The organism is Streptomyces sp. NPDC048479 (assembly GCF_040651435.1).
GTDB lineage: Bacteria > Actinomycetota > Actinomycetes > Streptomycetales > Streptomycetaceae > Streptomyces.
On record NZ_JBEZKA010000018.1, the window covers coordinates 115958 to 142766 of the forward strand.

A 26809-nucleotide genomic window follows, 5' to 3' on the forward strand; every position below is an offset into this window, starting at 1 on the left:
TCGTTCCCCCTGTGGCAGGGGCGCCGACTGGACGTACAGCAGCGGCCTATTCTTCCACGGCCTCGGGCCTGCGCCAAAATCGGCCGCCGGGCTCCGGTGACCAGCCCAGGATGGAGAGGATCTCCCGGTCTTTCTTGTCGAAGGCAGCCGGGTCGCAACGCTCGATCAGATCAGGCCTGTTGAGGGCTGTGCGACGGAACGCCTCGTCCCGTCGCCACCGCGCGATCCTGCCGTGGTGCCCGCTGACCAGCACGTCCGGAATCGCGCGCCCACGCCACTCGGGCGGCTTGGTGTAGACGGGTCCCTCCAGCAGATTGGCCATCGCGCCGGGTGCGAAGGAGTCGTCCCGGTGCGACTCGGCGTTGCCGAGGACACCGGGCAGCAGCCGGGCCACTGCCTCCGTGATCACCAGTACGGCCGCCTCGCCGCCGGCCAGGACGTAATCGCCGATGGATACCTCGTGGACCGGCATCCGGGTCGCGTACTCGTCCATGACCCGGCGGTCGATGCCTTCGTAGCGGGCGGGGGTGAAAATCAGCCACGGCCGCTCGGAGAGATCGACGGCGAGCTCCTGGGTGAAGGGGCGGCCGCTGGGGGTGGGGACGACCAGGACGGGGCCGTGCGCGCCGGCCTCGTAGCCGCTCGCCAGCACCTCGTCGAGGGAGTCGCCCCAGGGCTCGGTCTTCATGACCATGCCGGGGCCGCCGCCGTAGGGGGTGTCGTCGACGGTGTTGTGCCGGTCGTACGTCCACTCGCGCAGATCGTGCACATGGACATCGAGCTGCCCACGCGCGCGCGCCTTGCCGACAAGCGACACGTTCAGCGGTTCCAGGTACTCGGGGAAGATCGTGACGACGTCGAGCCGCATCAGGCGTCGTCCTCCGACGCATCCCTCGACGAAGCGATCTCGGCCTCGCTCTCGTCGATCAGCCCCGGCGGCGGGCTGATGACGGCGCGCTGCTTCTCGAGGTCGATCTCGGTCACGATCGCCTCGACGAAGGGGATCATCAGCTCGCTGCCGTCCGGCCGTTCGACGATGAACAGGTCCTGCGAGGGCAGATGGCTGATCTCGGTGATCCGGCCGATTTCGGTGCCGTCCACGAGGACCACGTCGAGGTCCATCAGCTGGTGGTCGTAGAACTCCTCGGGGTCCTCCGGGAACTCCTCCGGGTCCACCTCGGCGATGAGCAGCGTGTTGCGCAGGGCTTCGGCGGCATTGCGGTCCCGTACGCCCTCGAAGCGCAACAGCAGCCGGCCGCTGTGCACCCGGCCGGTCTCGATGGTCAGCGGTCCGGCGGAGGCCGGGTCGGTGGCCAGTACGGCTCCGGGCCCGAGCCGCAGCTCCGGCTCGTCCGTACGCACCTCGACGGTGACCTCGCCCTTGATCCCGTGGGCGCGGCCGATCCGCGCGACTACCAGCTGCACTGCACTCCTTTGCGGCTGAACCGCCGCCGCTCTCGCGGACCGGGTTCCCACCGTCGTGGTTCCTCGATTGATGATTGCGGTCGTGGGCTCATGGTCGCAAACAGCCACGGGCCCGCAAACAGCCACGAGCCGGGAAGGACCGAAGGCCCTCCCCGGCCCGTGCCGGTGTTGCGTATGTCAGCGAACCTGGTCCACGTCGACAAGGTCGACGCGGATGCCACGGCCGCCGATGGCGCCCACGACGGTGCGCAGGGCGCGTGCGGTGCGGCCGTTACGGCCGATCACCTTACCGAGATCGTCGGGGTGTACCCGGACCTCGAGCACGCGACCACGGCGCAGATCGCGCGAGGCCACTTGCACATCGTCCGGGTTGTCGACGATGCCCTTCACGAGGTGCTCGAGAGCCTCCTCGAGCATGCTCAGGCCTCGGTCGACTCGGTGGACGCAGCCTCGGCCGCGTCTGCCTTCTTGTCAGCCTTCTTCGCCTTCGGGGTGATCGCCTCACCCTTCGGCTCGTCGCCCTCGAAGGCCTTGCTGAAGGCCTCGAACGCGGCGCGCTTGTCCTTCGGCTCCGCGACCAGCAGCGGCGCCGGGGCCGGCAGACCCTTGTGCTTCTGCCAGTCACCGGTGAGCTTCAGGATGGCGAGGACCGGCTCGGTCGGCTGGGCGCCGACGGACAGCCAGTACTGCGCGCGCTCCGAGTTGACCTCGATGCGTGAGGGGTTCTGCACCGGGTGGTACAGACCGATCTCCTCGATGGCCCGGCCGTCACGGCGGGTACGGGAGTCGGCGACGACGATGCGGTAGTGAGGCGAACGGATCTTGCCCAGACGCTTCAGCTTGATCTTGACTGCCACTGGAGTGGTGTCTCCTGGTCTTGACGTGGTTGGGCACAACGAGATGCCACGTGGGGTTGCGGTACTCGGGTGCCCGATGGACGCGTCAGCCGGAGGCGAGAGGGTTCCTGTGCGGCTGTCGAGTACAGCTAGCCATTGTGCCACACACCTGCGGTGCGCTCTCGCCCGGCCTGCGTCGCACCGCCCCCGTCGGCGGCGCGATCCCGGCCGGCGGACGCGGTCAGCTCGCCGCGCCCACTACCTCCGGGATACGGAAGGGCTTGCCGCAGCCACCGCAGACGATCGGCGCCTGGGCGAGGACCGAGGGTACGACCCGGACATTGCGGCCGCAGTCGCAGACAGCCTTGACGCGCACCCCGCCGCCGGAGGAGCCGTGGCGGGCAGCGGGCCCGCGGAAGCTGCGCTTGGTGTCGGCGGCCGTGGCCACCGTGTGCGCCTTGAGGGCGCGCTGAAGTCTCTCAATGGTGGGGCGGTACCGCCGCTTCGCCTCGGGATTGAGCGCGACCAGCGAGAAACCGCTGCTGGGATGCGGCTCATCAACATGGTCCAGGCCCATCTCCTCGGCGATCGCCAGGAATCGGCGGTTGTGGTAGCGGCCGGCGCGTGAGGTGTCGCGGACACCTCTGGCGGCGGCGATGCCGTGGACTGCCTCGTGAAGCAGTCGCTCGAAGGAGAGCTCGGCGCCGCAGGCGGACGAGGACTCTCCGATCAGGGACTCGGGCGCGGCAAGATCCGGCAGCTCGGGGTGGTGCCGCTGAATATCGGCCCACGCCTGTGCCAGCTCTGCGGCGAGAACAGGTGGTGTCGTGCTCACGTCGTGATAACGAGCCGGAACGCTCGCGGGTTCCATTCCGGGGCATCTCAAATAATTTGCACGTACCCGTCAGTTGCCAATGATGCGCCCTGACGAGGGCGGGTGCGCTGATCTGCGGAGAAGCTTCGCAGCTCGCATCAAGGTGGTACGTAGCGGCGCGTACGCCCCAGCGCGTAGACGAAGTCCGCACGCCGGGGCGTCAGTTGCTCTGTGGGGCGCGTGCGCGTCAGTAGGCGCGGGCCACGATCGCGACAGTACCCGGGGCGTCGTCGGCGTCGGGCACCGACCCGTCCTCGGCGACCAGACACCGTACGGACACGGCCTGCTCGGCGAGCTCGGCCTCGCCCTCGTGGCCCAGCGTCGACCACGGGATACGGGCCCAGCCGCCGGCGACCGCGGCCTCGGCGGCCTCCTCGATCGTTGTCACATCAGTCGTACGAGACTCGCGACGGTCGCGCGATTCCTTCAGCAACTGCGCCTGGTCCTCCTCGAGAACCCTCGGCAGCAACTCAGCCAGTGCCTCGATCCGTACCGGCTCCTTGCCCCCCGGAATGCGACGGGCCAGCATCGCGGTGCCCGCCTCCAGATCGCGCGGGCCGATCTCGATCCGTACCGGAACGCCCTTGAGCTCCCAGTCGACCGCGCGGCGGCCGAAGGGCGTGTCGGTACGGTCGTCGACCTGGACGCGCAGGCCCGCGGCCTTCAGCCGGTCGCCGATCTCGCGGACCTTGGCGACCGCTTCGTCGCCCTTGATGGCCATGACGACGACCTGGACGGCCGCCAGACGCGGCGGGACGCGCAGTCCGTTGTCGTCGCCGTGCGACATGATCAGGCCGCCGACCATCCGGGTGGAAGTGCCCCAGGAGGTCTGCCAGGCCAGTTCCTGCTTGCCGTCCTTCGACAGATACGTGGTGTTGAACGCCTTGGAGAAGTTGGTGCCGAGCTCGTGGCTCGTACCCATCTGCAGGGCCTTGCCGTCGCCCATCATGCCTTCGAGCGTGAGGGTGTTGATGGCTCCGGCGAAGCGCTCCTTGGGCGTCTTGCGGCCGAGCACCACATCGATGCCGAGGACGTTGATCATGAAGTCCGCGTATACGTCCCGGTGGATGTACGCGGCAAAGTCGCGGGCGTCCTCGTAGGTGGCGTGGGCGGTGTGGCCCTCCTGCCAGAGGAACTCCGTCGTACGGAGGAAGACGCGCGGACGCATCTCCCAACGGACCACATTGGCCCACTGGTTGATCAGCAGCGGCAGATCGCGGTAGCTCTGGATCCACTTCGAGAAGTACTCGTTGATGATCGTCTCGGAGGTGGGGCGCACGACGACGGGCTCGTCGAGCTCCTTTCCGCCACCGTGCGTGACGACCGCGAGCTCGGGCGCGAAGCCCTCGACATGCTCAGCTTCCCTTGTCAGGTAAGACTGAGGGATGAAGAGCGGGAAGTAGGCGTTCTGGGCACCCGCGTCCTTGATGCGGGCGTCCATCTCCTGCTGCATCCGCTCCCACAGGCCGTATCCGTAGGGTCGGATGACCATGGTGCCGCGCACCGGGCCGTTGTCCGCCAGTTCGGCCTTGTTGATCAGGTCCTGGTACCAGCGTGGGAAATCTTCCGCCTGGGGCGTGAGAACGGGTGCCTTTGCCATGGCGCGCATCGTACGGCGACACGGGTGAGAGACGTGAATCGGCCAGCTAGCCCGGGGCGCACGCGCGGGGCACACAAGCATTGCCATACGCCCCCTGGACTTGGGGACGCATGCGCAGTTCTCTGGCATACGGGGGGCGCAGGCGTACGCACACGGGGGGCTGTCCTTCAGGGCTCGGCTGACCTCTTGGCGGATTGGGGCGCTTCGATGACACCAACGCTCGTCCAGCACCGACCCCACGCGGCATCGGCGGCTCCGTCTCCGGCGGAGGCGTGTGCGCGCGCTCGGGACTGGGCCGAGATCCAGGAACGGATGCTCGTGCCGCTCTACGAGGCGGTGTACGAGCGCCTGGAGGTCGGCTCCTGGACGCGGCTGCTCGGCCTCGACTGCGGCTCCGGCCTCGCCCTGCTGATCGCCGCGTCGCGCGGTGCGGGCGTGACCGGGGTCGACGCGGACGGTGAGCGGCTCGCGCTGGCACGGGAACGGATGGCTCCGGAGCCTCAGGGTGGGCGGGGGGCTCGGGAGGCCCGGGACCGTGATGGCCGGACGCGGGATGCCGAGCTGCTGGACAACCTCGCGTCGGCAGCGGCCGACGTGCGCCGGCCGCTGTACAACATGATCACCGCGTTTCAGCCGATCGGCTGTGCGGCGGGCGACTCCGAGGGGCTCGGGCCGGCGCTGGAGGCGGCGGTCGAGCGGTCGGAGCACGGCAGCGCGGTCGTACTCACCGGCTGGGGCCCGCCGGAGCGCTGCGCCACGTCGGGAGTGCTCCGGGTGGCCGGCCGGCTGACCGACCGTATGCGGTCGGCGGGCGGCTGGCGTCCGGCGCTGCGGGACGACCTGGAGGACGTCGCGTCGCAGGCGGGCCTGAAGCCGGACGGCTCGGGGCGGGTGGCGTGCCCGTTCGGCTATGCGGACATGGAGAGCGCGGTGCGGGGGCTGCTGTCGACGGGGCTGTATGCGGCGGCGGTACGGGCGACGGACCAGGCGCAGGTGGACAAGGAGATCACGGAGGCGCTGCATCCGTACCGGAGGCGGGACGGGACGGTCTGGATGCCGAATGTGTTCCGGTATCTGATCGCGCGTACGCCTTGAGGTGGAGGCGGGGTGCGGGTGCGGGGCCGCTGCACGGGGCCTTTCCCCTACCCGCCCCTTCCCGCAACCGGGGCGAGCCCCGGACCCCGGAGGCGGCAGCTTCGCGCCGCCGCCCGCTGCGCGCCGGTAGCCGGATCCGTAGGGCGGGCACCCTGCCCAAGGCACTGCCCACAGGCATTCACCCGGCCGCGGCCCGCCCCTGCGTCGCCGCAACCGGACCCGAGCCCCGCACCCCGAGCCGGCTACCCGCAGGCACTCGCCCGGCAAAAGCCCACCGCCGCCACCACCGGACCCAACCCGGAGCACGGCACCCCACCGCCGGCCGCACCCGCAGGCACCGCGGGCGAGGCCACCGCCCCTCGCCCGTGCACCCACCCCAGCCGCTGCCCCCACGACTCGCCCGGCAAAAGCCCACCGCCGCCAGCGCCGGACCCAACCCGGAGCCGTCGCCCGTGGGCGCTCGCCCACCGCGCGTCGCAGGAGACCGACCCGGAGCACGCCGGAGGCGTTATGTCTCCTTGTCGACGTGCGGGATGCCCGCCGCGCGATACGCCGCGTCCTCGTCCAGGGTTTCGCTCTCCAGCAGCGCCCCTGCCAGAGCGTCCAGTTTGCCGCGGTGTTCGCGGAGTTGGCGGCACGCGCTCTCGTAGCACTCGTCGACGATGCGGCGCATCTCGTGGTCCACCGTGTCCAGCGTGGCGGGTGCCGCGCTCAGTCCGTACGGCTGCTGGACGTCGGCCGGGATCGCGGTCAGTCTGCCCACCCGCTCGCTCATGCCCCAGCGGCCGACCATGCCCCGGGCCAACTGGGTGACCTGCTCCAGGTCGCTCTCCGAGCCCGTCGTGATCACATCGAAGACCACATGCTCGGCCGCCATGCCGCCCAGCGCACCCACGATGCGGCCGCGCAGATACTCCTCGGTGTACGCGTACCTGTCCGCGTCGGGGGTGGAGAGCGTGACGCCCAACGCCCGGCCGCGCGGCACGACGGTGACCTTGCGGACCGGGTCCGCGCCCGGCTGGAGCATGCCGAGGAGCGCGTGGCCGCTCTCGTGGTAGGCGGTGCGCCGGCGGTCCTCCTCCGGCATGACCAACGGGCGCTCCGCGCCGAGCTGGACCTTCTCCAGGGCAGCCCGGACATCGGCCTGGGTGACCTCCGGCTGCTTGCGCTTGACCGCGAGAAGTACCGCTTCGTTGACCAGATTGGCCAGATCCGCGCCCGTCATCCCCGGTGTCGCACCCGCGATCTCGCCCAGGTCGACGTCCTTCGCCAGTGGCGTCCGCCGGGTGTGGATCTTGAGGATGGCCTCGCGGTCGGCGCGGTCGGGCGGCGAGACCTGGACGATCCGGTCGAAGCGGCCGGGCCGGGTCAGGGAGGGGTCGAGGATATCGGCCCGGTTGGTCGCGGCCAGGACGACCACGCCTTCGGAGCCGGTGAGGACGTCCATCTCGGTGAGGATCTGGTTGAGCCTCTGCTCGCGCTCGTCGTGCCCGCCCAGACCCGCGCCGGCGCCGCGCACGCGCCCGATCGTGTCGATCTCGTCGATGAAGATGATCGCGGGCGCCACCTTGCGCGCCTCGGCGAAGAGTTCGCGGACCCGGCTCGCGCCGCCTCCGACGATCATCTCGATGTACTCCGACGCCGACGCCGAAAAGAACGGCACCCCGGCCTCGCCCGCCACCGCACGCGCGAGCAGCGTCTTGCCGGTCCCGGGCGGCCCTGCCAACAGCACCCCGCCCGGCATCCTCGCGCCCATCCGCCGGTAAGCCTCGGGGTTCTTGAGGAAGTCGACGACGTCATTGAGCTCGCTCTTCACCTCGTCGATCCCGGCGACGTCCTCGAAGGTCGTGCGCCTGCCCGGCTCGACCTCGACCGGCTTGGGCGGGCCCCTGCGCCCGAACACGCCGCCGCCCATCACCGCGCCCATCCGACGGGCGGCGAACACCCACAGCAGGATCAGCAGCGCCATCGGCACGAGCGAGAGCAGCAGATTGGCCAGAAAGCTGCGCTGCACGAGGACCGGCTCCGCCGTCACGGTGACCTTGTGCTTGCTCAGCTGTTCCCAGAGCTTGTCGTCGGCGAAGGCCGGCCGTTGGGTTCTGAACTTCGCGTACTCACCCTTGCCGTCGGGAATCGGCGACTCCTTCTTGAGCTGCCCCTGGATCGAGTCGCCCTTGGCGTAGATCTTCGCGACGTTCCCGGCCGCGACCTGCTTGCTGAACTCCGTGTACGGGATGGTCGGCTCGCCGCCGTTGCCGAAGAAGGACAGCAGCAGGTAGGCGATCACATAGACGGCGAGCGCGGTGAGAATCAGTCCGCCCCAGCCGCCGGGCATCTTCTTCCTGGGCGGAGAGGGCGGCGGCGCGCCCTCGGAGCGCCACGGCTTGTCCGGCGTCTGACGCGGCGGCACGGGGTTGCTCATATCCGGACGTTAAGCCAGAAAAGCGGTGTGGGCACCCGCTCAGGCGGGTGCCCACACCGACGTACAACCAGACGAAATCTCAGCCCATGAACTTCTTGAACTCGTCGGGCAGCTCGAAGTCCTCGCCCGGCTCACCGGCCGGAAGTCCGAACGCCCCACCTTGCGCCGCCTGCTCGCGGCGCGCCGCTGCCGCCTGCTCCTCGGCCTTGCGCTTCATGGGGTTACCGCTCTTGCGCTTGCCCTTGGCCTGCTTGATCTGCTTCTTCTGACGGCCGGGACCGCCGCCCATGCCCGGCATCCCGGGCATACCCGGCATCCCGCCGCCCTGGGCCATCTTCGACATCATCTTGCGGGCCTCGAAGAAGCGCTCCACCAGGCCCTTCACGGCGCTGACCTCGACGCCGGAACCCTTGGCGACACGGGCCCGGCGCGAACCGTTGATGATCGTCGGGTCCTGGCGCTCGGCCGGGGTCATCGACTTGATGATCGCGGAGATACGGTCCACGTCCCGCTCGTCGATGTTGTTGATCTGGTCCTTGATCTGCCCCATGCCGGGCAGCATCCCGAGCAGCTTGGAGATGGAGCCCATCTTCCTGACCTGCTCCATCTGCGCCAGGAAGTCGTCGAGCGTGAAGTCCTTGCCCTTGCTGCTCGCCAGCTTGGAGGCCATCTTGGCGGCCTCTTCCTGGCTGAAGGTCTGCTCGGCCTTCTCGATCAGGCTGAGCATGTCGCCCATGCCGAGGATGCGGGACGCCATGCGGTCCGGGTGGAACGCGTCGAAGTCGTCCAGCTTCTCGCCGTTGGAGGCGAACATGATCTGGCGGCCGGTGACATGCGCGATGGAGAGCGCGGCACCACCACGGGCGTCACCGTCGAGCTTGGCGAGCACCACGCCGTCGAAGCCGACGCCGTCGCGGAAGGCCTCCGCGGTGTTGACCGCGTCCTGACCGATCATCGCGTCGACGACGAAGAGAACCTCGTCGGGGCTGACGGCGTCGCGGATGTCCGCGGCCTGCTGCATCAGCTCCTGGTCGATACCGAGGCGGCCCGCGGTGTCGACGATGACCACGTCGTACTGCTTGGCCTTGGCGTGCTCGATGGAGTCCTTGGCGACCTTGACCGGGTCGCCGACGCCGTTGCCCGGCTCCGGCGCGTACACCGAAACGCCCGCGCGCTCGGCGACGACGGCCAGCTGGTTGACGGCATTGGGACGCTGCAGGTCACAGGCGACGAGCAGCGGCGAGTGCCCCTGGCCCTTGAGCCAGAGACCCAGCTTTCCGGCCAGCGTCGTCTTACCCGCACCCTGCAGACCCGCGAGCATGATCACGGTCGGCGGCTGCTTGGCGAAACGGAGGCGGCGGGTCTCGCCGCCGAGGATGCCGATGAGCTCCTCGTTGACGATCTTGATGACCTGCTGCGCCGGGTTCAGCGCCTGCGAGACCTCGGAGCCGGCCGCACGCTCCTTGACCTGCTTGATGAAGGCCCGGACGACGGGCAGCGCCACGTCCGCTTCGAGCAGCGCGATACGGATCTCGCGCGCCGTGGCGTCGATGTCCGCCTCGGACAGGCGGCCCTTGCCCCGGAGATTCTTGAATGTCGCGGCAAGGCGGTCGGAGAGGGTGTCGAACACGGTGGTCGCGGATCCTCGGGTCGGGAGCGGGCGGACAGTGTCCCCCAGGGTATCCGGCCGCGCGCGGTGGGGTATGCCCCGTGGCCGGTCTCACCTCAGGCGCGCAGCGTCGCCTCGAGCGTACGGGCGGTCTCGGAGGCCTGTTCCGGGGGCAGCGGCGCGCCTTCGAGGCCCGTGACATAGAAGGCGTCGACGGCGTTCGCGCCCAGTGTGGAGACATGGGCGCTGCGGACCCGTACCGCCGACTCGTCCAGCGCGCGGCCGATCCGGTGCAGCAGTCCGGGCGCGTCCTGGGCGCGGACCTCGATCACCGTCGCGAGCCGGGAGCCCGCGGCGGCGACGGTCACCCGCGGCGGCGGGGCCTTGACCCCGCGCCGGCGCGGGTACGCGGCCTCACGTTCGGCGAGCCTGGCCGGAATGTCGAGCGTTCCGTCCAGCGCCCGTACGAGATCGGCGCGGAGCCGGGCGGCCTGTGGCAGCGATCCGTACTCGGCCGCCACCCGCCAGCTCAGCAGCAGTACGCCTACGGACTCGCCGAGCTCGGTGGGCAGGTCGATGGAGCGCAGGTCGGCGGCGCGGACGGTCAGCCGGTGCAGAGCGAGCACGCCGGCCGCGGCGGGCAGCACACCCGGCTGGTCGGGCAGAGCGATCAGCAGTTCCACGCCGACGGGTTCGGGCTGGTCCGGTTCCTGGGGCTGCTCGGGCCGCTCGGTGTGGGCGTGCAGCGCGAGCACCGGTTCACCGGTGCGCAGTGCCTCGATGGCGAGCCGTTCCTGCTCGGCACTGGGCGCGGCGGGCTCCGCCTCGGGCGGGACGTCGCCGGCGAGAACCGCGGCGACCCGCCTGACCAGGTCGGCAACCAGCGAACCGCGCCAGGACGACCAGGCCGCGGGTCCGGTGGCGAGGGCGTCGGCCTCGGTGAGGGCGTGCAGCAGCTCGAGGGTGCCCGCCGAACCGACGACGGAGGCGACCGCGGCGACGGTCGCCGGGTCGTCCAGATCGCGCCGGGTCGCCGTTTCGACGAGCAGCAGATGGTGGCGTACGAGCGTGGCGATGACGGCCACGTCGGCGCGGTCGAATCCGATCCGGGTCGCGAGGTCCTTGGCGATGGTCTCGCCGGCCACCGAGTGGTCGCCGGGCCAGCCCTTGCCGATGTCGTGCAGCAGGGCCGCGACCAGCAGCAGGTCGGGGCGGCCGACGCGGCGGGTGAGGGACGAGGCCTTGACCGCAGCCTCGACGAGGTGGCGGTCGACGGTCCAGGTGTGCACGGGATTGCGCTGCGGCCGGCACCGTACGCGCTCCCAGTCGGGCAGCAGCTGGGTGATCAGGCCCTCGGCCTCCAGCGCCTCCCAGACCGCGACCGTCGACTCCCCCGCGCCGAGCAGGGTGACGAGCTCCTCGCGGGCCTCGGCGGGCCACGGCACCGGCAGCGGTCGGGCGGCGGCCGCGAGCCGGCGTACGGCGTGCAGGGAGATCGGCAGCCCGGACTGGGCGGCGGCTGCGGCGGCCCGTAGCGGGAGCACCGGGTCGCGTTCCGGCCGTGCGGCGCGGGCGAGCACCACTTCGCCGTCCTGTTCGACGACGCCTTCGGCGAGCGGGCTGCGCTCGGGCTGCGGAGTGCGCCCGCCGGTCAGCATCGACCGCAGCCGCGGCCGCAGGGACCGTGCCCTGAGCACCCGGTTCACCTCACGCCAGGTGACGTCCGTGGCGTACGAGACGGTGCGCGCCGCCTCGTAGACCTGCCGCAGCAGCGCGTCGGCGTCCAGCAGACCGAGCTCGGTGGCCACCTGGTCCTGCTCCTGGAGCGCGAGCCGGTCGGTGGCCCGGCCGGTGGCCAGATGCAGCGCGTCCCGGGCGTCCAGCAGCCGCCTGCGGGCCTCGGCGAGGCCCTCGCGCGGCGCGTCGGCGAGCCAGGAAGCGGCAACGGCGCGCAGCGCGGTGGCGTCCCGCAGCCCGCCCCGCGCCTCCTTGAGGTCGGGTTCGAGGAGGAACTGCAACTCGCCCTGGCGCTCGGCCCGTTCACGGCACAGTTCGTCCAGTTCGGGCAGCCGCTTGGGCGCCTGGTTGCGCCAGTCGGCCAGTACGGCGGTGCGCAGCCCGGCCACCAGCCCCAGATCGCCCACGACCGGGCGTGCGTCCAGCAGCCCGAGCTGCACCTTGAGGTCCTCGCCCGCGGTCTTGCGGGCCTCGGCCGGGGTGCGTACGGAGTGGTCGAGGGCCAGCCCCAGATCCCACACCGGGTACCAGATCCGGTCGGCGAGAGTGGCGATCGCACCGGCATCCGCGCCGCCGTCGTGCAGCAGGAGCAGATCGAGGTCGCTGCGCGGCGACAGCTCGCCGCGCCCGTAGCCGCCGACGGCGACGAGCGCCGCGCCCCGCACCCCGGCCTCCAGACAGGCGGTGGTGAACAGCGCGGACAGCCAGTCGTCGGTCAGCTTCGCCAGGGCGGCACGGCGCGGCGGCCCGGGCCGCTCCTTCTCACTGAGAAGGCGCAGCCGGGCCGCCGCATAGCCGCTGGGTCCCGAGTCTTCCGCTTCGGTGGTCACTTCGAGGCTCGTCACCCAGCAGCTCCTGTTCTGTCGAGCGCTTACAGTGCGTCAGGTCCGCGTTCGCCGGTCCGCACCCGTACCGCCGTGTCGACCGGTACGCTCCACACCTTGCCGTCCCCGATCTTGCCCGTACGGGCCGCCTTGACGACGACATCGATGAGCTGTTCGGCGTCGCCGTCCTCGACCAGTACCTCGATACGGATCTTCGGGACCAGGTCGACGGTGTACTCCGCGCCGCGGTAGACCTCGGTGTGGCCGCGCTGGCGGCCGTATCCGCTGGCCTCCGTCACCGTGAGCCCCTGGACGCCGAAGGCCTGCAGGGCCTCCTTGATCTCGTCCAGCCGGTGTGGCTTCACGACTGCGGTGATGAGCTTCATGCGTCCACCTTCTTGGTCTGAGCTGCGGCTGCCACGGAGTCGCCCGGCGCGGTTACGGCCTTGCGGGTGCCGGCACCGCCGCCGGCACCGCTGAAGTCGTACGCGGTTTCGGCGTGCTCGTCCTGGTCGATTCCGGATACCTCGACGTCCTCGTCCACCCGCATACCGATGGTCTTGTCGAGGAGGAAGGCGAGGATCGCCGATGCCACCAGAGAGTAGGCCAGCACCGCGAAGACACCGACGGCCTGCTTGCCCAGCTGGTCGAGTCCGCCGCCGTAGAAGAGGCCCTTGGCGTCGGACTGGACACCGCCGGTGGCGAAGAAGCCGACGAGCAGCGAGCCGGCGACACCGCCGACGAGGTGGACGCCGACGACATCGAGGGAGTCGTCGTAGCCGAACTTGAACTTCAGACCGACGGCCATGGCGCAGAGCAGACCGGCGATGGCGCCGATCCCGATGGCGCCGAGCGGCGAGCAGGAGCCGCCGGACGGGGTGATGGCGACCAGACCCGCGACGGCGCCGGAGGCGGCGCCCAGCGTGGTGAACGCGCCGTGGCGGATCTTCTCGTACGCCAGCCAGGCGAGCATGGCGGCGGCGGTGGCGACCTGGGTGTTGAGGAACATCACCGCGCCGACGCCGTCGTCGTTGCCGAGCCACGAGCCGGCGTTGAAGCCGAACCAGCCGAACCACAGGAGCCCGGCACCGAGCATCACCAGCGGCAGGCTGTGCGGCCGCATCGGGTCCTTCTTGAAGCCGACGCGCTTGCCGATGACGAGGATCACACCGAGAGCCGCGGCGCCCGCGTTGATATGGACGGCCGTACCGCCTGCGAAGTCGATGACGCCGAGCTCGAAGAGCCAGCCGCCCGCGCCCCACACCCAGTGCGCGACCGGGAAGTAGACGACGGTGACCCACAGCGCCACGAACAGCGCCCAGGCGGAGAACTTCACGCGGTCCGCGAGCGCACCGCTTATCAGCGCGGGCGTGATGATCGCGAACATCAGCTGGAAGACGGCGAAGACATAAATCGGGATGGTGTAGCCGTCCCACAGCTGGGTGATGCCGATGCCGCTCAGTCCGACATAGTCCGAGGTCCAGCCGATGAAGCCGCCCTTGTCGGTGCCGAAGGCGGCGCTGAATCCGTACAGCACCCACAGGATCGTGACGATGCCGAGGCTGATGAAACTCATCATCAGCATGTTGAGGGTGCTCTTGACCCGGACCATGCCTCCGTAGAAGAAGGCCAGGCCCGGGGTCATGATCATCACCAGGGCGGAGCAGATGAGCATGAAGCCGGTGTTGGCGGCAGACAGCGTCGGAGCGTCTGCGGCAAGCGTCGAGATGCCTGGAGGCATCGGCGTCTCCTCGTTGTTGGTGCGGCCGCGTGCGGGCGAAGCCTGTGCGGATACGGGCGGGCCGGTTATGCGCCATGAGGTTGGCGCAGCGCGGTTTCCGTCGATGCCACTCGATGTTTCGCCGCAGTGACGAAGGGGTCCTGCGTGTTACGCCCCCATGAACAGGCGGGTCGGGTGAGGGGCCCGGGAGTATCCTCTGCGCACATCACGACCGGCCGCGACGGCCACCCGGCTGACCTGGCGCGGGGGGGGGGAGCCGAGTCGGGTTGTCCGGGGTGATCGTCGCGACCGGGGTCCGGTGGGCGCCGTCCGCTCAGACCGCTTCCGCGGTTTCGGGGAGCAGGGCTGTGAGCTCGTCGGTGAAGTGTGCGACTTCGGCTACGTCTCCGAAGTCCCGGGCCGCCGTGTCGACGGTCTTGCGCAGTCGGGTGTTGACCCGCTCGGAGCGGACCTTCTTGGCGACGGTGAGCGCCCGTCCGGCCAGGACCATGGACTGCTCGGGCTCCTTCTTCAGGAGATGGACCGTGGCCATGCCGACCAGATTGAGTGCGTACGACCGCTGGTGCTCCTCGTCCTTGCCGAAGAGGTCTACGGCGCGCTCCATCACCGGCTCGGCGAGCGAGGCGTACGTAGGGCTTCGTCCTGCCACATAGGCAAGGTCGCGGTACGAGTGGGCGTTCTCGCCGTTGAGCTCGGCCTCGGAGAAGAAGCGGATCCAGTCGGGCTCGGACTCGCCGTCGAGACCGGCGTCGGCGAAGGTGTCCTCGGCCATCCGGACGGCTCGCTTGCACTTGCTGGGCTGGCCCATATTGGCGTAAGCGCGGGCCTCCATCGCATACAGCATCGCCTGGGTGCGCGCGGTCGCGCAGTCGCGGCTGCCGTACTGCGCCAGATGGATGAGTTCCAGGGCGTCCTCGGGCCGCCCGAGGTGGATCATCTGGCGGCTCATCGAGGACAGGATGTACGAGCCGAGCGGCTTGTCGACCGCTTCCTTGGCGGCGTGCAGGGCCAGTACGAAGTATTTCTGCGCGGTGGGCTGCAGGCCGACGTCGTAACTCATCCAGCCGGCCAGCTCCGCGAGCTCGGCAGCGCATTTGAACAGCCGCTGGGCGGTGGTCGAGGGCTGCGGCTCCTGGAGCAGATCGGTTACTTCGTGGAGCTGGCCCACGACCGCCTTGCGGCGCAGCCCGCCGCCGCACTGCGCGTCCCACTGGCGGAACATCGCGGTGGTGGACTCCAGCAGCTCGAGCTCGGGCTTGGAGAGCCGGGAGGCCCTGCGCATGGCGGCCGGCGCCGGCTGTCCCGGCTCGCCGACCGGCGACGGCACCAGCCAGCGCTGCAGCGGCTCGACGAGAGCGGGTCCCGCGGCCAGTGCGAGCGAGGTCCCGAGGAAGCCGCGCCGCGCCAGCATCAGGTCGCTGCGCGAGAACTCGCTGAGCAGTGCGACGGTCTGCGGGCCCGCCCAGGGCAGATCCACTCCGGACACCGAGGGTGACTGGTGCGCCGAGCGCAGTCCGAGGTCCTCGATGGCGACGACGCTGCCGAAACGCTCGGAGAACAGCTCGGAAAGGATGCGCGGGATCGGCTCACGCGGCTGCTCGCCGTCGAGCCAGCGGCGCACGCGTGAGGTGTCCGTGCTGATGTGGTGTGCGCCCATCTGGCGTGCCCGGCGGTTCACTTGGCGCGCGAGCTCGCCCTTCGACCAACCGCTGCGCACGAACCACGAACTCAATTGCTCGTTCGGGCGCTTGTCGGTATTCGTACCGTCTGCGCCGGTGCCGCCCACGGGAACGCCCCCATCCACTGAATGCCTTGGTACTCGAACCCCTACCAGAATGCCGTGAGTTGAGACCGCCTGTACGGAGGTTGCGCCCCATCGAACAGGAAGCCGAGTTGCCTCCGGCATACCCATGGGTGCGCAGAACTCCAGGATTCGTGTACTGAAAGTAGTCCTACGATCACCCCTCCAGTGAGGGAGATTCCAGAAACGCCACCATTCGCCACCCCTTCGAATGAACTCGCTTACCGTCGGGCGCGATTCACTTGACATACGACGATCAGGAGGCAGCGGAGCGTTGCACGCACAGGCGCTCGGCATGGTCCGCACCACCCCTCGCGCTACCGCACGCCGCCGGAGCTTCACCGACTGCGACGCAGTGTTACGGGGAGACTTCGGGTCGTAACCACCGGCGTTGACGACCCGTTGGAGGGGGCATGGGCTTCACGATCGGCGGCAGCCGGGGGACCAGGGAAATCAGGCCCGGCTCACGGCGCCGCGGCCGTACCACGGAGTGCACAGTGGTGGCCGAGTACACGGGACTGTGGGGCTGGGCCGTGATCCCTGGCGCGCGAGCCGCGTCAGGCCGGTGCTCCTGTGGCGCCCCGGACTGTACATCCCCGGGCGCCCACCCTCTCGACTTCGCCGCCGAGGTTCCCGCCGGCGCCACCCTGGACGAGGTCACCAAGGCATGGGCGGAGGTGCCGGGCGCGTCCCTGCTCCTGCCGGTCGGCCGCACCTTCGACATCCTCGACGTCGCCGCCCCGGCCGGCCGCCGCGCACTGCTGCGCCTGGAGCGGATGGGCCTCCCGCTCGGCCCGGTCTCGGCGACGCCGGACGGCCGCTGCCAGTTCTTCGTCGCCACCGGCGCGGCGGCCGAACTCCCGGAGCTGCTCTACCGGATGGGCTGGGACGACGCGGACCTGGACCTGTACTGCCTGGGCACCGGTGACCACATCATGGCTCCGCCGTCCGACCAGGCGGGCCTGGGGCCGGTGAGCTGGCTCCGGCCCCCGTCCCTGGACACGGCGACGGCTCCGCCGGAGGCGCGGCTGCTGCTGGGGACCTTGGCGTACGTCTGCCACCGCACCTTTCCCTGACGCGCGGGTCTCGCGCGCAGCGGGACCGCCCGTACGCCCTGTGTCCTCAATCGCCGGACGGCTGAATTTCAGCCCCGCCGGCGATTGAGGCGCGGGGGCCCGGGCGGAGCCCCGGTACGAAAAGCGGGCCCACCCAGGGACAGCTACTCGCCGATCAGCGCGTCGACGAACGCCTCCGGCTCGAACGGCGCCAGATCGTCCGGCCCCTCACCCAGGCCCACCAGCTTCACCGGTACACCCAGTTCGCGCTGGACCGCGATGACGATGCCACCCTTGGCCGTACCGTCCAGCTTGGTCAGCACGATGCCGGTGATGTCCACGACCTCCGCGAACACCCGCGCCTGCACCAGACCGTTCTGACCGGTCGTGGCGTCCAGGACCAGCAGGATCTCGTCCAGCGGGCCGTGCTTCTCGACGACGCGCTTGACCTTGCCGAGCTCGTCCATCAAGCCCGTCTTGGTGTGCAGCCGGCCCGCCGTGTCGATGAGTACGACGTCCGCGCCCTCGGCGATGCCCTCCTTGACCGCGTCGAACGCGATCGATGCCGGGTCACCGCCCTCGGGGCCGCGCACCGTGCGTGCGCCGACCCGTTCACCCCAGGTCTGCAGCTGGTCCGCGGCAGCGGCGCGGAACGTGTCCGCCGCGCCGAGCACCACGGAGCGGCCGTCCGCGACCAGGACCCGCGCCAGCTTGCCGGTCGTCGTCGTCTTTCCGGTGCCGTTGACGCCGACGACCATGACGACACCGGGGGTGTCCAGACCGCCCTCGGTCTTCACCGCGCGGTCGAAGTCGGTACCGAGGAGGTGCAGCAGCTCCTCTCGCAGCAGGAAACGCAGCTCGTCGGGGGTACGCGTACCGAGCACCCGTACGCGCTCGCGCAGCCGCTCGACCAGCTCCTGGGTCGGCGCGACGCCGACATCCGCGGTGAGCAGCGTGTCCTCGATCTCCTCCCAGGTCTCCTCGTCGAGGTGCTCGCGCGACAGGAGCGTGAGCAGCCCCTTGCCGAGGGAGTTCTGGGAGCGGGCGAGGCGGGCGCGCAGCCGGACCAGCCGGCCCGCGGTCGGCTCGGGGATCTCGATCTCGGGGACGGGGGGCGCCGCGACGACCGGATCCTCGACGGCGGCCGGGGTCCCGACCGCCTCGGCGGTGTCGGGGAGGTCGACCTCCTCGATCGTGCGGCGCGGTTCCTCGACCGTCGGTGCGGCGTCCTCACCGACCTGAGGCTCGGCGGGCGGGGCAGTGATGGTCGGCGTACTCGACGGTGCCGAGGGCGGCAGCTGCTTCTTCTTGCGGCTGCTGACCACGAGCCCGCTGATCGCGCCGACCGCGACCAGGGCGATGACTACAGCAAGGATGACGATTTCCATAACCCACCCAGTATCGGCCACGACCGCTCACACAGAGCGGCCTCAGAGGATCACACAAGGACGACGGACTCCATTTGAACCCTTTGGGGGATACGGACGATGCTGGTGGTTCTGGCTTTAGCCATCCGCCTCGTCCGCGGAGACCCGGAAACCCCGGAGTCCGCCACCCCTGTGCGGAGCTTTTTTCATGCCGTACGCCTCCGAATCCGAAGGCGCGACAGAGACTCGTGGCCTCGAACCCGTACCTGACGGCGAGCGCACCGGCCACGTCCGCGAACTCTTCCCCACCTGGGTCGCCGCCAACATCAGTGTGCTGTTGCTCACGGTGGGCGCGGGGATGATCGTCTTCAACGGCCTGAACTTCTGGCAGGTGCTGATCGTCGGCCACCGCGGCGCCGGTCCTCTCGTACGGGATCGTGGGCCTGAACTCCATCGCCGGCAAGCGCGGCGGCTGCGACAAGCCGGCCGGGTCGACGGCGATGGTGGTCGCGGGCATCGGCACCGTCGCGGCGGGCGGTATCAGCCGGGTCCCCTCGGGCCCCGACTTCGCTCGCTACCTCCCCCGCACCTCCCCCGCACTGCCTCCAGCACGGCGATGGTCGGCTCGGCGGTCGGCGGTCCGCTCGCTTCGTCGTGGGTCGGGAAGAACGGACTGGGCTTGGCGGCCACGATCGTCGTCGCGGCGGTTCTGTACGCGGTGCCGCCTCGGACACAGGAACAGGTTCCGGCCGCACCGGTCGCAGAACCGGACCCCGCACCCCTGTCCATCTGACGTTTCGTCAGCTACCGTCTCCCTCCGCTGTCCGTTCAGCCCCGCCGACCTGTTCTTCGGCCGCGGGTCCCGGGGTTGTCCCCCGGGAAGACACAGCACACCCGGCGGAGGGGACCGTTCCCATGGCCTTCACAGTGGCCCGCTTCAATCTCGTCGATCCCGACGCGACGCCCGAGACCCTCGCGGCCCGCTATCGCGCCGCGCTCGAGATGGCCGCGTACGCCGACGACCGCGGCATCGACAGCATCCAGACCGAGGAGCACCACGGCGCCACCAACAACTGGCTGCCCTCCCCTTTCGTCTTCGCCGGCTCGGTGCTCGGCTCCACGCGCCGTATCGCGGTCACCGTCTCCGCGATCATCGGCCCGCTCTATGATCCGCTGCGGCTGGCCGAGGACATCGCCGTACTCGATCTGATCGGCAAGGGCCGGCTGGTCACGGTGGCCGGCATCGGCTACCGGCCCGAGGAGTACGCGCAGTTGGGCGTCGAGTGGGGCCGGCGCGGCAAGCTCCAGGACGAGCTCCTCGAGACGCTGCTGAAGGCATGGACGGGTGAGCCGTTCGAGTACCGCGGCCGCACCGTCCTGGTCACTCCCCGCCCATACACACAGCCGCATCCGCTGCTGCTGGTGGGCGGCTCCTCGCAGGCCGCTGCCCGTCGCGCCGCCCGGTTCGGACTGCCCTTCTTCCCGAGCGCGCATCTGCCGGAGCTGGAGGCGTACTACCACGAGCGGCGCGCGGAGTACGGGACGGAGGGCTGGACGATGATGCCGGCAGCGAAGACCCATTTGCTGCACATATCGGAGGACCCGGACCGCACCTGGGCCACGTACGGCGAGCATTTCCTGCACGAGGCTCGGATGTACGCCTCCTGGCAGTCCAAGGACATCCGCTCGGCGGTGCGCTCGCAGGCCACCACCGTCGAGGAGTTGCGGCGCGAGGGTGTCTACCGGGTCGTCGCACCGGACGAGTGCGCGGAGGCCGGCGGGGAGAGTCTGGTGCTGCACCCGCTGTGCGGCGGGATGCCGCTGGATGAGGGCTGGCGCAGCCTGCACCTCTTCGCGGAGCGCGTTCTCCCTCGGCTCAAGGGCTGAGCCGAGGGCAGTCACCGCCCGTGAACGGTGACCTCCGTACCCGTCCCGCCGCAGCGAAACGGAACTGCCCCGGCTCAAGAGCTGAGCCGGGGCAGTTCCGTGGTGAGGAGCGGGGCAGCGGGGATTAGCCCATCTCCTCCAACGCCTTGCCCTTGGTCTCCTTGACGAACAGAAGTACGAAGGGGATCGAGAGCGCGGCGAAGAATGTGTAGATGATGTACGTGCCGGAGAGGTTCCAGTCCGCCAGGCTCGGGAAGCTCACGGTGATGAGCCAGTTGGCGATCCACTGCGCGGAGGCGGCGACGCCGAGCGCGGCGGCGCGGATCCTGTTCGGGAACATCTCGCCGAGGAGGACCCAGACCACGACGCCCCACGAGAGGGCGAAGAAGAGCACGAAGACATGCGCGGCGATCAGGGCGACGGCGCCCTGGGTGCTGGGCAGCTTGCCGTCGACGAGGTCGGCGGAGAAGGCCCAGGCCTCGAAGGCGAGAGCGATCGCCATACCGGCCGAGCCGACGAGGGCGAGCGGACGCCTGCCGACCCGGTCGACCAGGACCATAGCGATCACTGTGCCGATGATGTTGATGATCGACGTGGTGAACGAGTAGAAGAACGAGCTGGCCGGGTCGATGCCGACCGACTGCCACAGCGCCGCGGAGTAGTAGAAGACGACGTTGATGCCGACGAACTGCTGGAAGAGGGAGAGTCCGATGCCGACCCAGACGATGGGCAGGAAGTTGAAGCGGCCGCCCAGCAGGTCCTTGAAGGTCGACTTGTGCTCGCGGCGCATCGCGAGTTCGATCTCGGCGACGCGGGCGTCCAGGTCGATCTTGTGGCCCTCGACCTCGCCGAGGACCTCCTTCGCCTTGTCGGTCTTTCCTACGGAGATCAGGAAGCGGGGCGACTCGGGGATCGCGAAGGAGAGCAGTCCGTAGAGCACCGCCGGGACGACCATGACGCCGAGCATCCACTGCCAGGCCTCGATACCGAGCATCTCGCCGCGCTGCTTGCCGTCGGCGAGCTGCAGGATGGCGTAGTTCACCAGCTGGGAGATGGCGATGCCGATGACGATCGCGGCCTGCTGGAAGGAGCCGAGCCGGCCGCGGTAGGCGGCCGGCGACACCTCGGCGATATAGGCCGGGCCGATGACCGAGGCCATGCCGATGGCGAAGCCGCCGATGATGCGCCAGAAGGCGAGGTCCCACAGGGCGAACGGGAGAGCGGAGCCGATGGCACTCGCGGTGAAGAGCACGGCTGCGATCTGCATACAGCGGATGCGGCCGATACGGTCGGCGATCCGGCCGGCGGTCGCGGCGCCGATGGCGCAGCCGATCAGGGCGATGGCGATGACCTGGGCGAGCGTTCCCGAGCCGATGTCGTAGCGGTCCCGGATGGCTTCGACGGCGCCGTTGATCACTGAGCTGTCGTAACCGAAGAGGAAGCCACCCATCGCGGCGGCGGCCGTGATGAAGATGACATGGCCGAGATGTTCGGGGTGGGCCTGTCGGCCTCCCGATGTCGGCTGTGGCTGCTCAGTGCTGGTCACGTGTACTCCTGGGGCCGTCCGGCAGCGTCGCCGGGCGTGGGGGGCGAGCCCTTCAAGTGGCGCACAACTTCCTGCCACCCACCACTTGAAGGTAAAAGCAACGCTGCAGAGACTATTCGTTCAAGTTTCGAAGTCAAGACCTGATCCTTAAGAAGTTCCAGGCAGTCATGTGAGGGACTTGTGTTCAAGAATTGAAGAGTTGAAGACCTGTCAGCGAAGACGCTGGCTGATGACCTTGGAGACGCCGTCACCCTGCATGGAGACGCCGTACAGCGCGTCCGCAACCTCCATCGTCCGCTTCTGGTGCGTGATCACGATCAGCTGCGAGGACTCCTGGAGCTCCTGCATGATCCGGATCAGCCGCTGGAGGTTGGTGTCGTCGAGCGCCGCCTCGACCTCGTCCATCACATAGAACGGGCTCGGCCGGGCCTTGAAGATCGACACCAGCAGCGCGACGGCCGTCAGCGACCGCTCGCCGCCCGACAGCAGCGACAGCCGCTTGACCTTCTTGCCGGGCGGTCTGGCCTCGACATCCACGCCGGTGGTGAGCATGTTGTCGGGATCGGTCAGGATCAGCCGGCCCTCGCCACCGGGGAAGAGCCGCGAGAAGACACCCTCGAACTCGCGGGCGGTGTCCCGGTACGCCTCCGTGAAGACCTGCTCGACGCGCTCGTCGACCTCCTTGATCACCTGCAGCAGGTCGGTCCTGGTCTTCTTCAGGTCTTCAAGCTGCTCGGAGAGGAACTTGTGCCGCTCCTCCAGCGCCGAGAACTCCTCCAGGGCGAGCGGATTCACCTTGCCGAGTTGCTGATACGCCCGTTCGGCGGACTTGAGACGCTTCTCCTGCTCTCCGCGTACGAACGGTCTCGGCTGGTTGCGCGGGTGCTCCGGGTCATCAGGCAGTTCCTCTCCCTCGGCCGGCAGGGACGGCGGCACCAGCTGGTCGGGGCCGTACTCGGCGATCAGCCCGGCCGGTTCCACACCCAGTTCCTCCAGGGCCCTGGTCTCCAGCTGCTCGATCCGCAGCCGCTTCTCGGCCCCGAGTACCTCGCCCCGGTGAACTGAATCAGTGAGTTTGTCGAGCTCGCTCTTGAGGTCGCGTCCCTGATTACGGGCGGCGCCCAGATCCTGCTCGCGCTCGGCCTTGGCCGCCTCGGCGGCGACCCGCTCCGCCTCGGCCCGCACCAGCGAGACCTCTACATGCGCCAGGAGCTGGCGGGCGCCGCTCGCCACCGCGGCGGCGACCTCCGCCTCGTGACGCAGCCGGGCGCGCCGCTGTTCGGCGCGTGCCCGGGCCTCGCGCTCGGCGCGCGCTCCCCGGTCGAGCGCGTCAGCACGCCCCGCGAGCCCCTTCACACGCTCCTCATGTGTACGGACCTGGAGGCGGGCCTCCATCTCGGTCTGGCGTGCGTTGGCGCCGTCGGCCGCGAGCCGGTCCCGTACATGCGTATCCGGCTCCTCCTCCGCGGGCGCCTCCTCGGCGACGAGCAGCCGCTCGGCCAGCTCCTCCGCCTCCTCGCGCGCCCGCTCCAGCGCCTCCTGGGCCCTGGCGGCGGCCGCGGTCGTCCGCTCGGCCTCGCCCGCAGCACCGCGCGCCTGTCCGGACAGCCGCCCCAGCTGCCCGGACACCGCGGACTTCTCGCGGTCGGCGGCCCGGCGGCGCTCTCCCAGTTCCTCGACGAGCGCGGCGCATTCACCGCGCCGCCCCGCGGCCTGCCGCTGGGCCGCCGACAGCTCCTCGCACCGTACGGCCAGCTCCTCCAGCTCGGCGGCGGCCTCGTCGACGGAGGCCTGCACCTCGAGCAGGCTCGGCGCCCCGGCGGAGCCGCCCTGCGCGAAGTGCGCTCCGAGGACGTCTCCTTCTGCGGTCACGGCGGTGAGCTCGGGCCGCGAGCAGACCAGGTCCTCGGCGTCCTCCAGCGTCCCGACGACGACCATGCCGTGCAGCAACCGGCGCACGGCGGGCATCAGTTCCGCGGGCCCGCGCACCAGGTCGGCAGCGTACGGAGGACCGTCGGAGCGCTGCGCCTGCGGTACGGATTCGGGGGCGCCGCCGAGCAGTATGGCGGCGCGTCCGGCGTCGGTCTTGCGCAGCAGCCGCAGCGCCTCGGCGGCGGTCGCCGGGTCGGCCACGGCGATGGCGTCCGCCGCCGCACCCAGCGCCGCTGCCACCGGAACCTCGAAGCCCGGGGTCACACCGAGCAGTTCCGCGGCCGGCCCGAGCAGCCCCGTGAGGCGGTCCTTCGCGCCGAGCAGCGCACCCGTGCCGTCCTTGCGGCGCAGCCCCAGGGCGAGCGCCTCCCGGCGGGCGGCGACGGCGGCGCGCTTGCGCTCGGCGCCGGTGAGCTCCTCGCGGGCCGCGCTCAGCGCCGTCTCCGCCTCGGCCAGGTCACGCTTGGCCGCGTCGTGCCGCTCCCCCAGCTCGGCATCGCCCGCGTCAAGACCGTCGACCTCGGCCTTGAGCTGCTCGTACTCCTCCTGAGCCGCGACGGCCCGCTCCTGGGCCTCGTCGCGCGCCGCGGCCAGCCGGTCGATCTCGGCCTGCGCGGAGGCCGCCCGCGAACGGGCCGCGTTGACCTGGCCGTTGAGCCGGGCCAGCCCCTCCCGCCGGTCGGCGATCGCCCGCGCGACGTCCTTGAGCCGGCGCTCCTCGACCGCCAGCTCCCGCTCCAGCTCGGCGCGGTGCGTGACGGTGTCCTCCAACGCGTGCTCCGCCGCCTCCAGCGCGGCCTCCAGCTCCGCCTCCTGCTCACGGATCCGGGCGGCCTCGCGCTCCATGTCCTCGGGGTCGCGGCCGCGTCGCTCCTCCGCCGGGGCCGCGGTCGCGCTCTTCACCCGCGCGTCGGCCAGTGAGATCGTGCCGCGCACCCGCTCGGCCAGCTGGGAGAGTTCGTACCAGCTCTGCTGGGCCCGCTGCAGCCGCGGCGCCAGCCGCCGTACCTCGTCCTCGAGCTCCGCCTCGCGTGTCAGCGCGGCCTTGAGCTCCGCCTCGGCCCTGTCCTTGCGTTCCTTGAGCGCGGCCTCGTCGGCGATCTCACCGCGCAGTGCCTCCCGGAGCCGTACGAGATCGTCGGCGAGCAGCCGCAGCCGGGCATCGCGCAGATCGGCCTGGATGACGGCGGCCCGTCGGGCCACCGCGGCCTGCCGTCCCAGCGGCTTGAGCTGGCGGCGCAGTTCGTCGGTCAGATCCTGCACGCGGGCGAGGTTGGCCTGCATCGAGTCCAGCTTCCGCAGCGCCTTTTCCTTGCGCTTACGGTGCTTGAGAACACCGGCGGCCTCCTCGATGAAGGCCCGTCGCCCCATCGGATCGGCATGCAGTACGGAGTCGAGCTGGCCCTGTCCGACGATGACGTGCATCTCGCGGCCAATGCCGGAGTCGGAGAGGAGTTCCTGGATATCGAGAAGCCGGCAGGTGTCGCCATTGAGCTGATATTCACTGCCGCCGTTGCGGAACATGATCCGCGTGATGGTGACTTCGGCGTAGTCGATGGGAAGCGCGCCGTCGGAGTTGTCGATGGTGAGGGAGACCTCGGCGCGGCCGAGCGGAGGCCGCCCGGTCGTCCCGGCGAAGATGACGTCCTCCATCTTGCCGCCACGCAGCGACTTGGCCCCCTGCTCTCCCATGACCCAGGAGAGCGCGTCCACCACATTGGACTTGCCGGAGCCGTTGGGGCCCACGACGCAGGTGATGCCGGGCTCGAAACGCAGCGTCGTGGCGGAGGCGAAGGATTTGAACCCGCGCAGGGTCATGGCCTTGAGGTGCACGCCGCCGGACTCTACCTTTCGCTTCGCTCGGACCGCCGGAGCTGCTCCACTCCGGCCTGCCACGTGGGATTTTCGACTGAAGGTCTGGGGGTTGTCACCCCGCAAGACAAAGCGCTCCCGGTTTCACCTATGAAGGTGCAGGGCACATCAGACGGTAAGGGAAGGACTGCAAGGGGCGAGGCAGGGCGGGAAAAGAAAGAAGGGACGCCGAAGCGTCCCTTGCATATCTTGCGCGATGAACTCCAGCTGATCGCCCCTGCTCAGGTGAGCGCGGGCTCCGGCTGGTGCACGTCGATGTCGATGCCGTTGAGCAGCGACTCTCCAGGGTGCTGAGCAACGGCAGCGTTGAGCGCGTCATTCTCGGACTGGATCCGTACAAGCTCGGATTCGAGGTCCTGGACGCGCTGCTGCAGCCGTCGCATCTCGGCGAGGAGTCGCGGGTCGGAACCGCCGACGTAACCGAGAAGCGCCTTTGCCATGATGGATGGTCCTCCACACTGAGTGACCGACCGAATGCGGTGTGGGTCGTGAGGGATTTCGCACCCGCGGTGCTCGACAGTGATTGTTACTTGCTAGCACTGCGATTTGTACTGCCAAACAGCTAAGGTGCGCGGGGCTTCCAGAGTCTCACCAAAAAGTTTGACGGTCAACACGATCACGCCCCGTATCAACGGGCCAACCCGGGGCTCACGGCCGCGAAAGAAGCGGCGGAGCCACACTGCGGGGCCCTGGGGGCGTAGAGATCATCCTTACTGCCGCAGCCTGGCACGACAAGCCGTTCTTGGCAACCACCAGGCCATTTCCACCGCGGCAGGTGCCGTCGGCATAGGCGGCGATCTTCGTTGCGCCGAATTGCGCGGTGATCATCACCTGATCGCGAAGTCCTCGTATCCACCGCGGGGCGTGTCCCAGATCTCGGTGACTCCTTCGACCCGGCCGGGTGTGTCGTCGGAGCGAAGCCATTCCAGCAAACGGTGGCAATTCTCACGTGGCCCCTCTGCCACAACCTGCACCCTGCCATCGTCAAGATTGATCGCGAAGCCGGTCAGGCCGCCGATCTCCAATGCATTTGCCCTGGTGAACCAGCGGAAGCCCACTCCCTGTACTCGGCCGCGTACCCACGCGGTGAGCCGCGCAACATCGTTCATGCGTGCACGGTAACTGGCCAATAGATTTCCGATCACTTCACCCCCTCGCCACATGGGCTACAGTCCCGTCGCAATGA

The 26809-nt window shown here is 69.8% G+C and carries 20 protein-coding genes and 1 pseudogene; 4 read left to right on the forward strand and 17 right to left on the reverse strand.

Translation table 11 applies throughout. The annotated features are described in order from the left end of the window. Nucleotides 1-46: 46 nt before the first annotated feature. From trmD to proS, 6 genes are all read right to left on the reverse strand, one after another. Nucleotides 47-868, reverse strand: a complete 822-nt coding sequence (trmD, locus tag AB0D12_RS26375; protein WP_362687608.1) for a tRNA (guanosine(37)-N1)-methyltransferase TrmD — start codon at nt 866-868, stop codon at nt 47-49. Then, nucleotides 868-1425, reverse strand: a complete 558-nt coding sequence (rimM, locus tag AB0D12_RS26380; protein ID WP_362687610.1) for a ribosome maturation factor RimM — start codon at nt 1423-1425, stop codon at nt 868-870. Before rimM ends, trmD begins: the two co-directional genes overlap by 1 nt. 177 nt (nt 1426-1602) lie before the next feature. Then, nucleotides 1603-1842 (reverse strand): RNA-binding protein, encoded by a 240-nt coding sequence (locus AB0D12_RS26385; protein ID WP_014153811.1) that lies wholly within the window; start codon nt 1840-1842, stop codon nt 1603-1605. 2 nt (nt 1843-1844) lie between these two features. Continuing rightward, the gene (gene rpsP / locus AB0D12_RS26390; protein ID WP_362687613.1) at nt 1845-2282 is read right to left on the reverse strand and encodes a 30S ribosomal protein S16; all 438 of its coding nucleotides are present in this window, start codon (nt 2280-2282) and stop codon (nt 1845-1847) included. Nucleotides 2283-2502: 220 nt separating this feature from the next. Next, nucleotides 2503-3096 carry a hypothetical protein gene (locus AB0D12_RS26395; RefSeq protein ID WP_327326342.1) on the reverse strand — a complete coding sequence of 198 codons (594 nt, stop codon included), beginning with the start codon at nt 3094-3096 and terminating at the stop codon, nt 2503-2505. A 226-nt stretch (nt 3097-3322) separates the two neighbouring features. Then, nucleotides 3323-4735: a proline--tRNA ligase gene (gene proS / locus AB0D12_RS26400; RefSeq protein ID WP_362687616.1), complete on the reverse strand. Its 1413-nt coding sequence runs from the start codon at nt 4733-4735 to the stop codon at nt 3323-3325. 207 nt (nt 4736-4942) lie between these two features. On the opposite strand from proS, the gene AB0D12_RS26405 reads away from it, so the two are divergent. Further along, a complete protein-coding gene (locus AB0D12_RS26405) occupies nt 4943-5830 on the forward strand; it encodes an SAM-dependent methyltransferase (RefSeq protein WP_362687619.1) in 888 nt (295 codons plus the stop codon). A 508-nt stretch (nt 5831-6338) separates the two neighbouring features. On the opposite strand, the gene ftsH is transcribed toward AB0D12_RS26405, so the two are convergent. The 6 genes from ftsH to AB0D12_RS26435 form a co-directional block, all read right to left on the reverse strand. Next, on the reverse strand, nt 6339-8252 hold the full coding sequence (gene ftsH / locus AB0D12_RS26410) for an ATP-dependent zinc metalloprotease FtsH (protein ID WP_362687622.1): 1914 nt from the start codon (nt 8250-8252) through the stop codon (nt 6339-6341). Between the two features lie 79 nt (nt 8253-8331). Next, complete coding sequence (gene ffh / locus AB0D12_RS26415) at nt 8332-9882, reverse strand: signal recognition particle protein (protein ID WP_362687624.1); 1551 nt, start codon at nt 9880-9882, stop codon at nt 8332-8334. A 95-nt stretch (nt 9883-9977) separates the two neighbouring features. After that, nucleotides 9978-12443 (reverse strand): [protein-PII] uridylyltransferase, encoded by a 2466-nt coding sequence (locus AB0D12_RS26420; protein WP_362687627.1) that lies wholly within the window; start codon nt 12441-12443, stop codon nt 9978-9980. A 26-nt stretch (nt 12444-12469) separates the two neighbouring features. Continuing rightward, nucleotides 12470-12808 carry a P-II family nitrogen regulator gene (locus AB0D12_RS26425; protein WP_030351756.1) on the reverse strand — a complete coding sequence of 113 codons (339 nt, stop codon included), beginning with the start codon at nt 12806-12808 and terminating at the stop codon, nt 12470-12472. Next, a complete protein-coding gene (locus tag AB0D12_RS26430; protein WP_362687630.1) occupies nt 12805-14163 on the reverse strand; it encodes an ammonium transporter in 1359 nt (452 codons plus the stop codon). Before AB0D12_RS26430 ends, AB0D12_RS26425 begins: the two co-directional genes overlap by 4 nt. 313 nt (nt 14164-14476) lie before the next feature. Further along, nucleotides 14477-15949, reverse strand: a complete 1473-nt coding sequence (locus AB0D12_RS26435) for a hypothetical protein (RefSeq protein ID WP_362687632.1) — start codon at nt 15947-15949, stop codon at nt 14477-14479. Nucleotides 15950-16377: 428 nt separating this feature from the next. Here AB0D12_RS26435 and AB0D12_RS26440 point away from each other — a divergent pair, with 428 nt between their 5' ends. Then, nucleotides 16378-17040 carry a bifunctional DNA primase/polymerase gene (locus AB0D12_RS26440; protein WP_362687635.1) on the forward strand — a complete coding sequence of 221 codons (663 nt, stop codon included), beginning with the start codon at nt 16378-16380 and terminating at the stop codon, nt 17038-17040. Between the two features lie 143 nt (nt 17041-17183). Here the strand turns inward: AB0D12_RS26440 and ftsY are convergent, their stop codons facing one another. Further along, nucleotides 17184-18407, reverse strand: a complete 1224-nt coding sequence (gene ftsY / locus AB0D12_RS26445) for a signal recognition particle-docking protein FtsY (protein ID WP_362687637.1) — start codon at nt 18405-18407, stop codon at nt 17184-17186. Between the two features lie 187 nt (nt 18408-18594). Between ftsY and AB0D12_RS26450 the strand changes: the two are divergent. Both AB0D12_RS26450 and AB0D12_RS26455 read left to right on the forward strand, forming a co-directional pair. Next, nucleotides 18595-19026 (forward strand): annotated as a pseudogene (locus tag AB0D12_RS26450) (cytosine permease); the annotation flags it as partial. A 275-nt stretch (nt 19027-19301) separates the two neighbouring features. Further along, entirely contained in the window at nt 19302-20273 is a 972-nt protein-coding gene (locus tag AB0D12_RS26455) for an LLM class flavin-dependent oxidoreductase (RefSeq protein WP_362687640.1), read from the forward strand. A gap of 124 nt (nt 20274-20397) precedes the next feature. On the opposite strand, the gene AB0D12_RS26460 is transcribed toward AB0D12_RS26455, so the two are convergent. The 4 genes from AB0D12_RS26460 to AB0D12_RS26475 form a co-directional block, all read right to left on the reverse strand. Then, nucleotides 20398-21819: a sugar porter family MFS transporter gene (locus tag AB0D12_RS26460; RefSeq protein ID WP_362687643.1), complete on the reverse strand. Its 1422-nt coding sequence runs from the start codon at nt 21817-21819 to the stop codon at nt 20398-20400. 210 nt (nt 21820-22029) lie between these two features. After that, complete coding sequence (gene smc / locus AB0D12_RS26465) at nt 22030-25584, reverse strand: chromosome segregation protein SMC (protein ID WP_362687646.1); 3555 nt, start codon at nt 25582-25584, stop codon at nt 22030-22032. A 260-nt stretch (nt 25585-25844) separates the two neighbouring features. Next, entirely contained in the window at nt 25845-26063 is a 219-nt protein-coding gene (locus tag AB0D12_RS26470) for a hypothetical protein (RefSeq protein WP_327326328.1), read from the reverse strand. A gap of 387 nt (nt 26064-26450) precedes the next feature. Continuing rightward, on the reverse strand, nt 26451-26732 hold the full coding sequence (locus AB0D12_RS26475) for an acylphosphatase (RefSeq protein ID WP_362687649.1): 282 nt from the start codon (nt 26730-26732) through the stop codon (nt 26451-26453). Nucleotides 26733-26809: the final 77 nt, after the last annotated feature.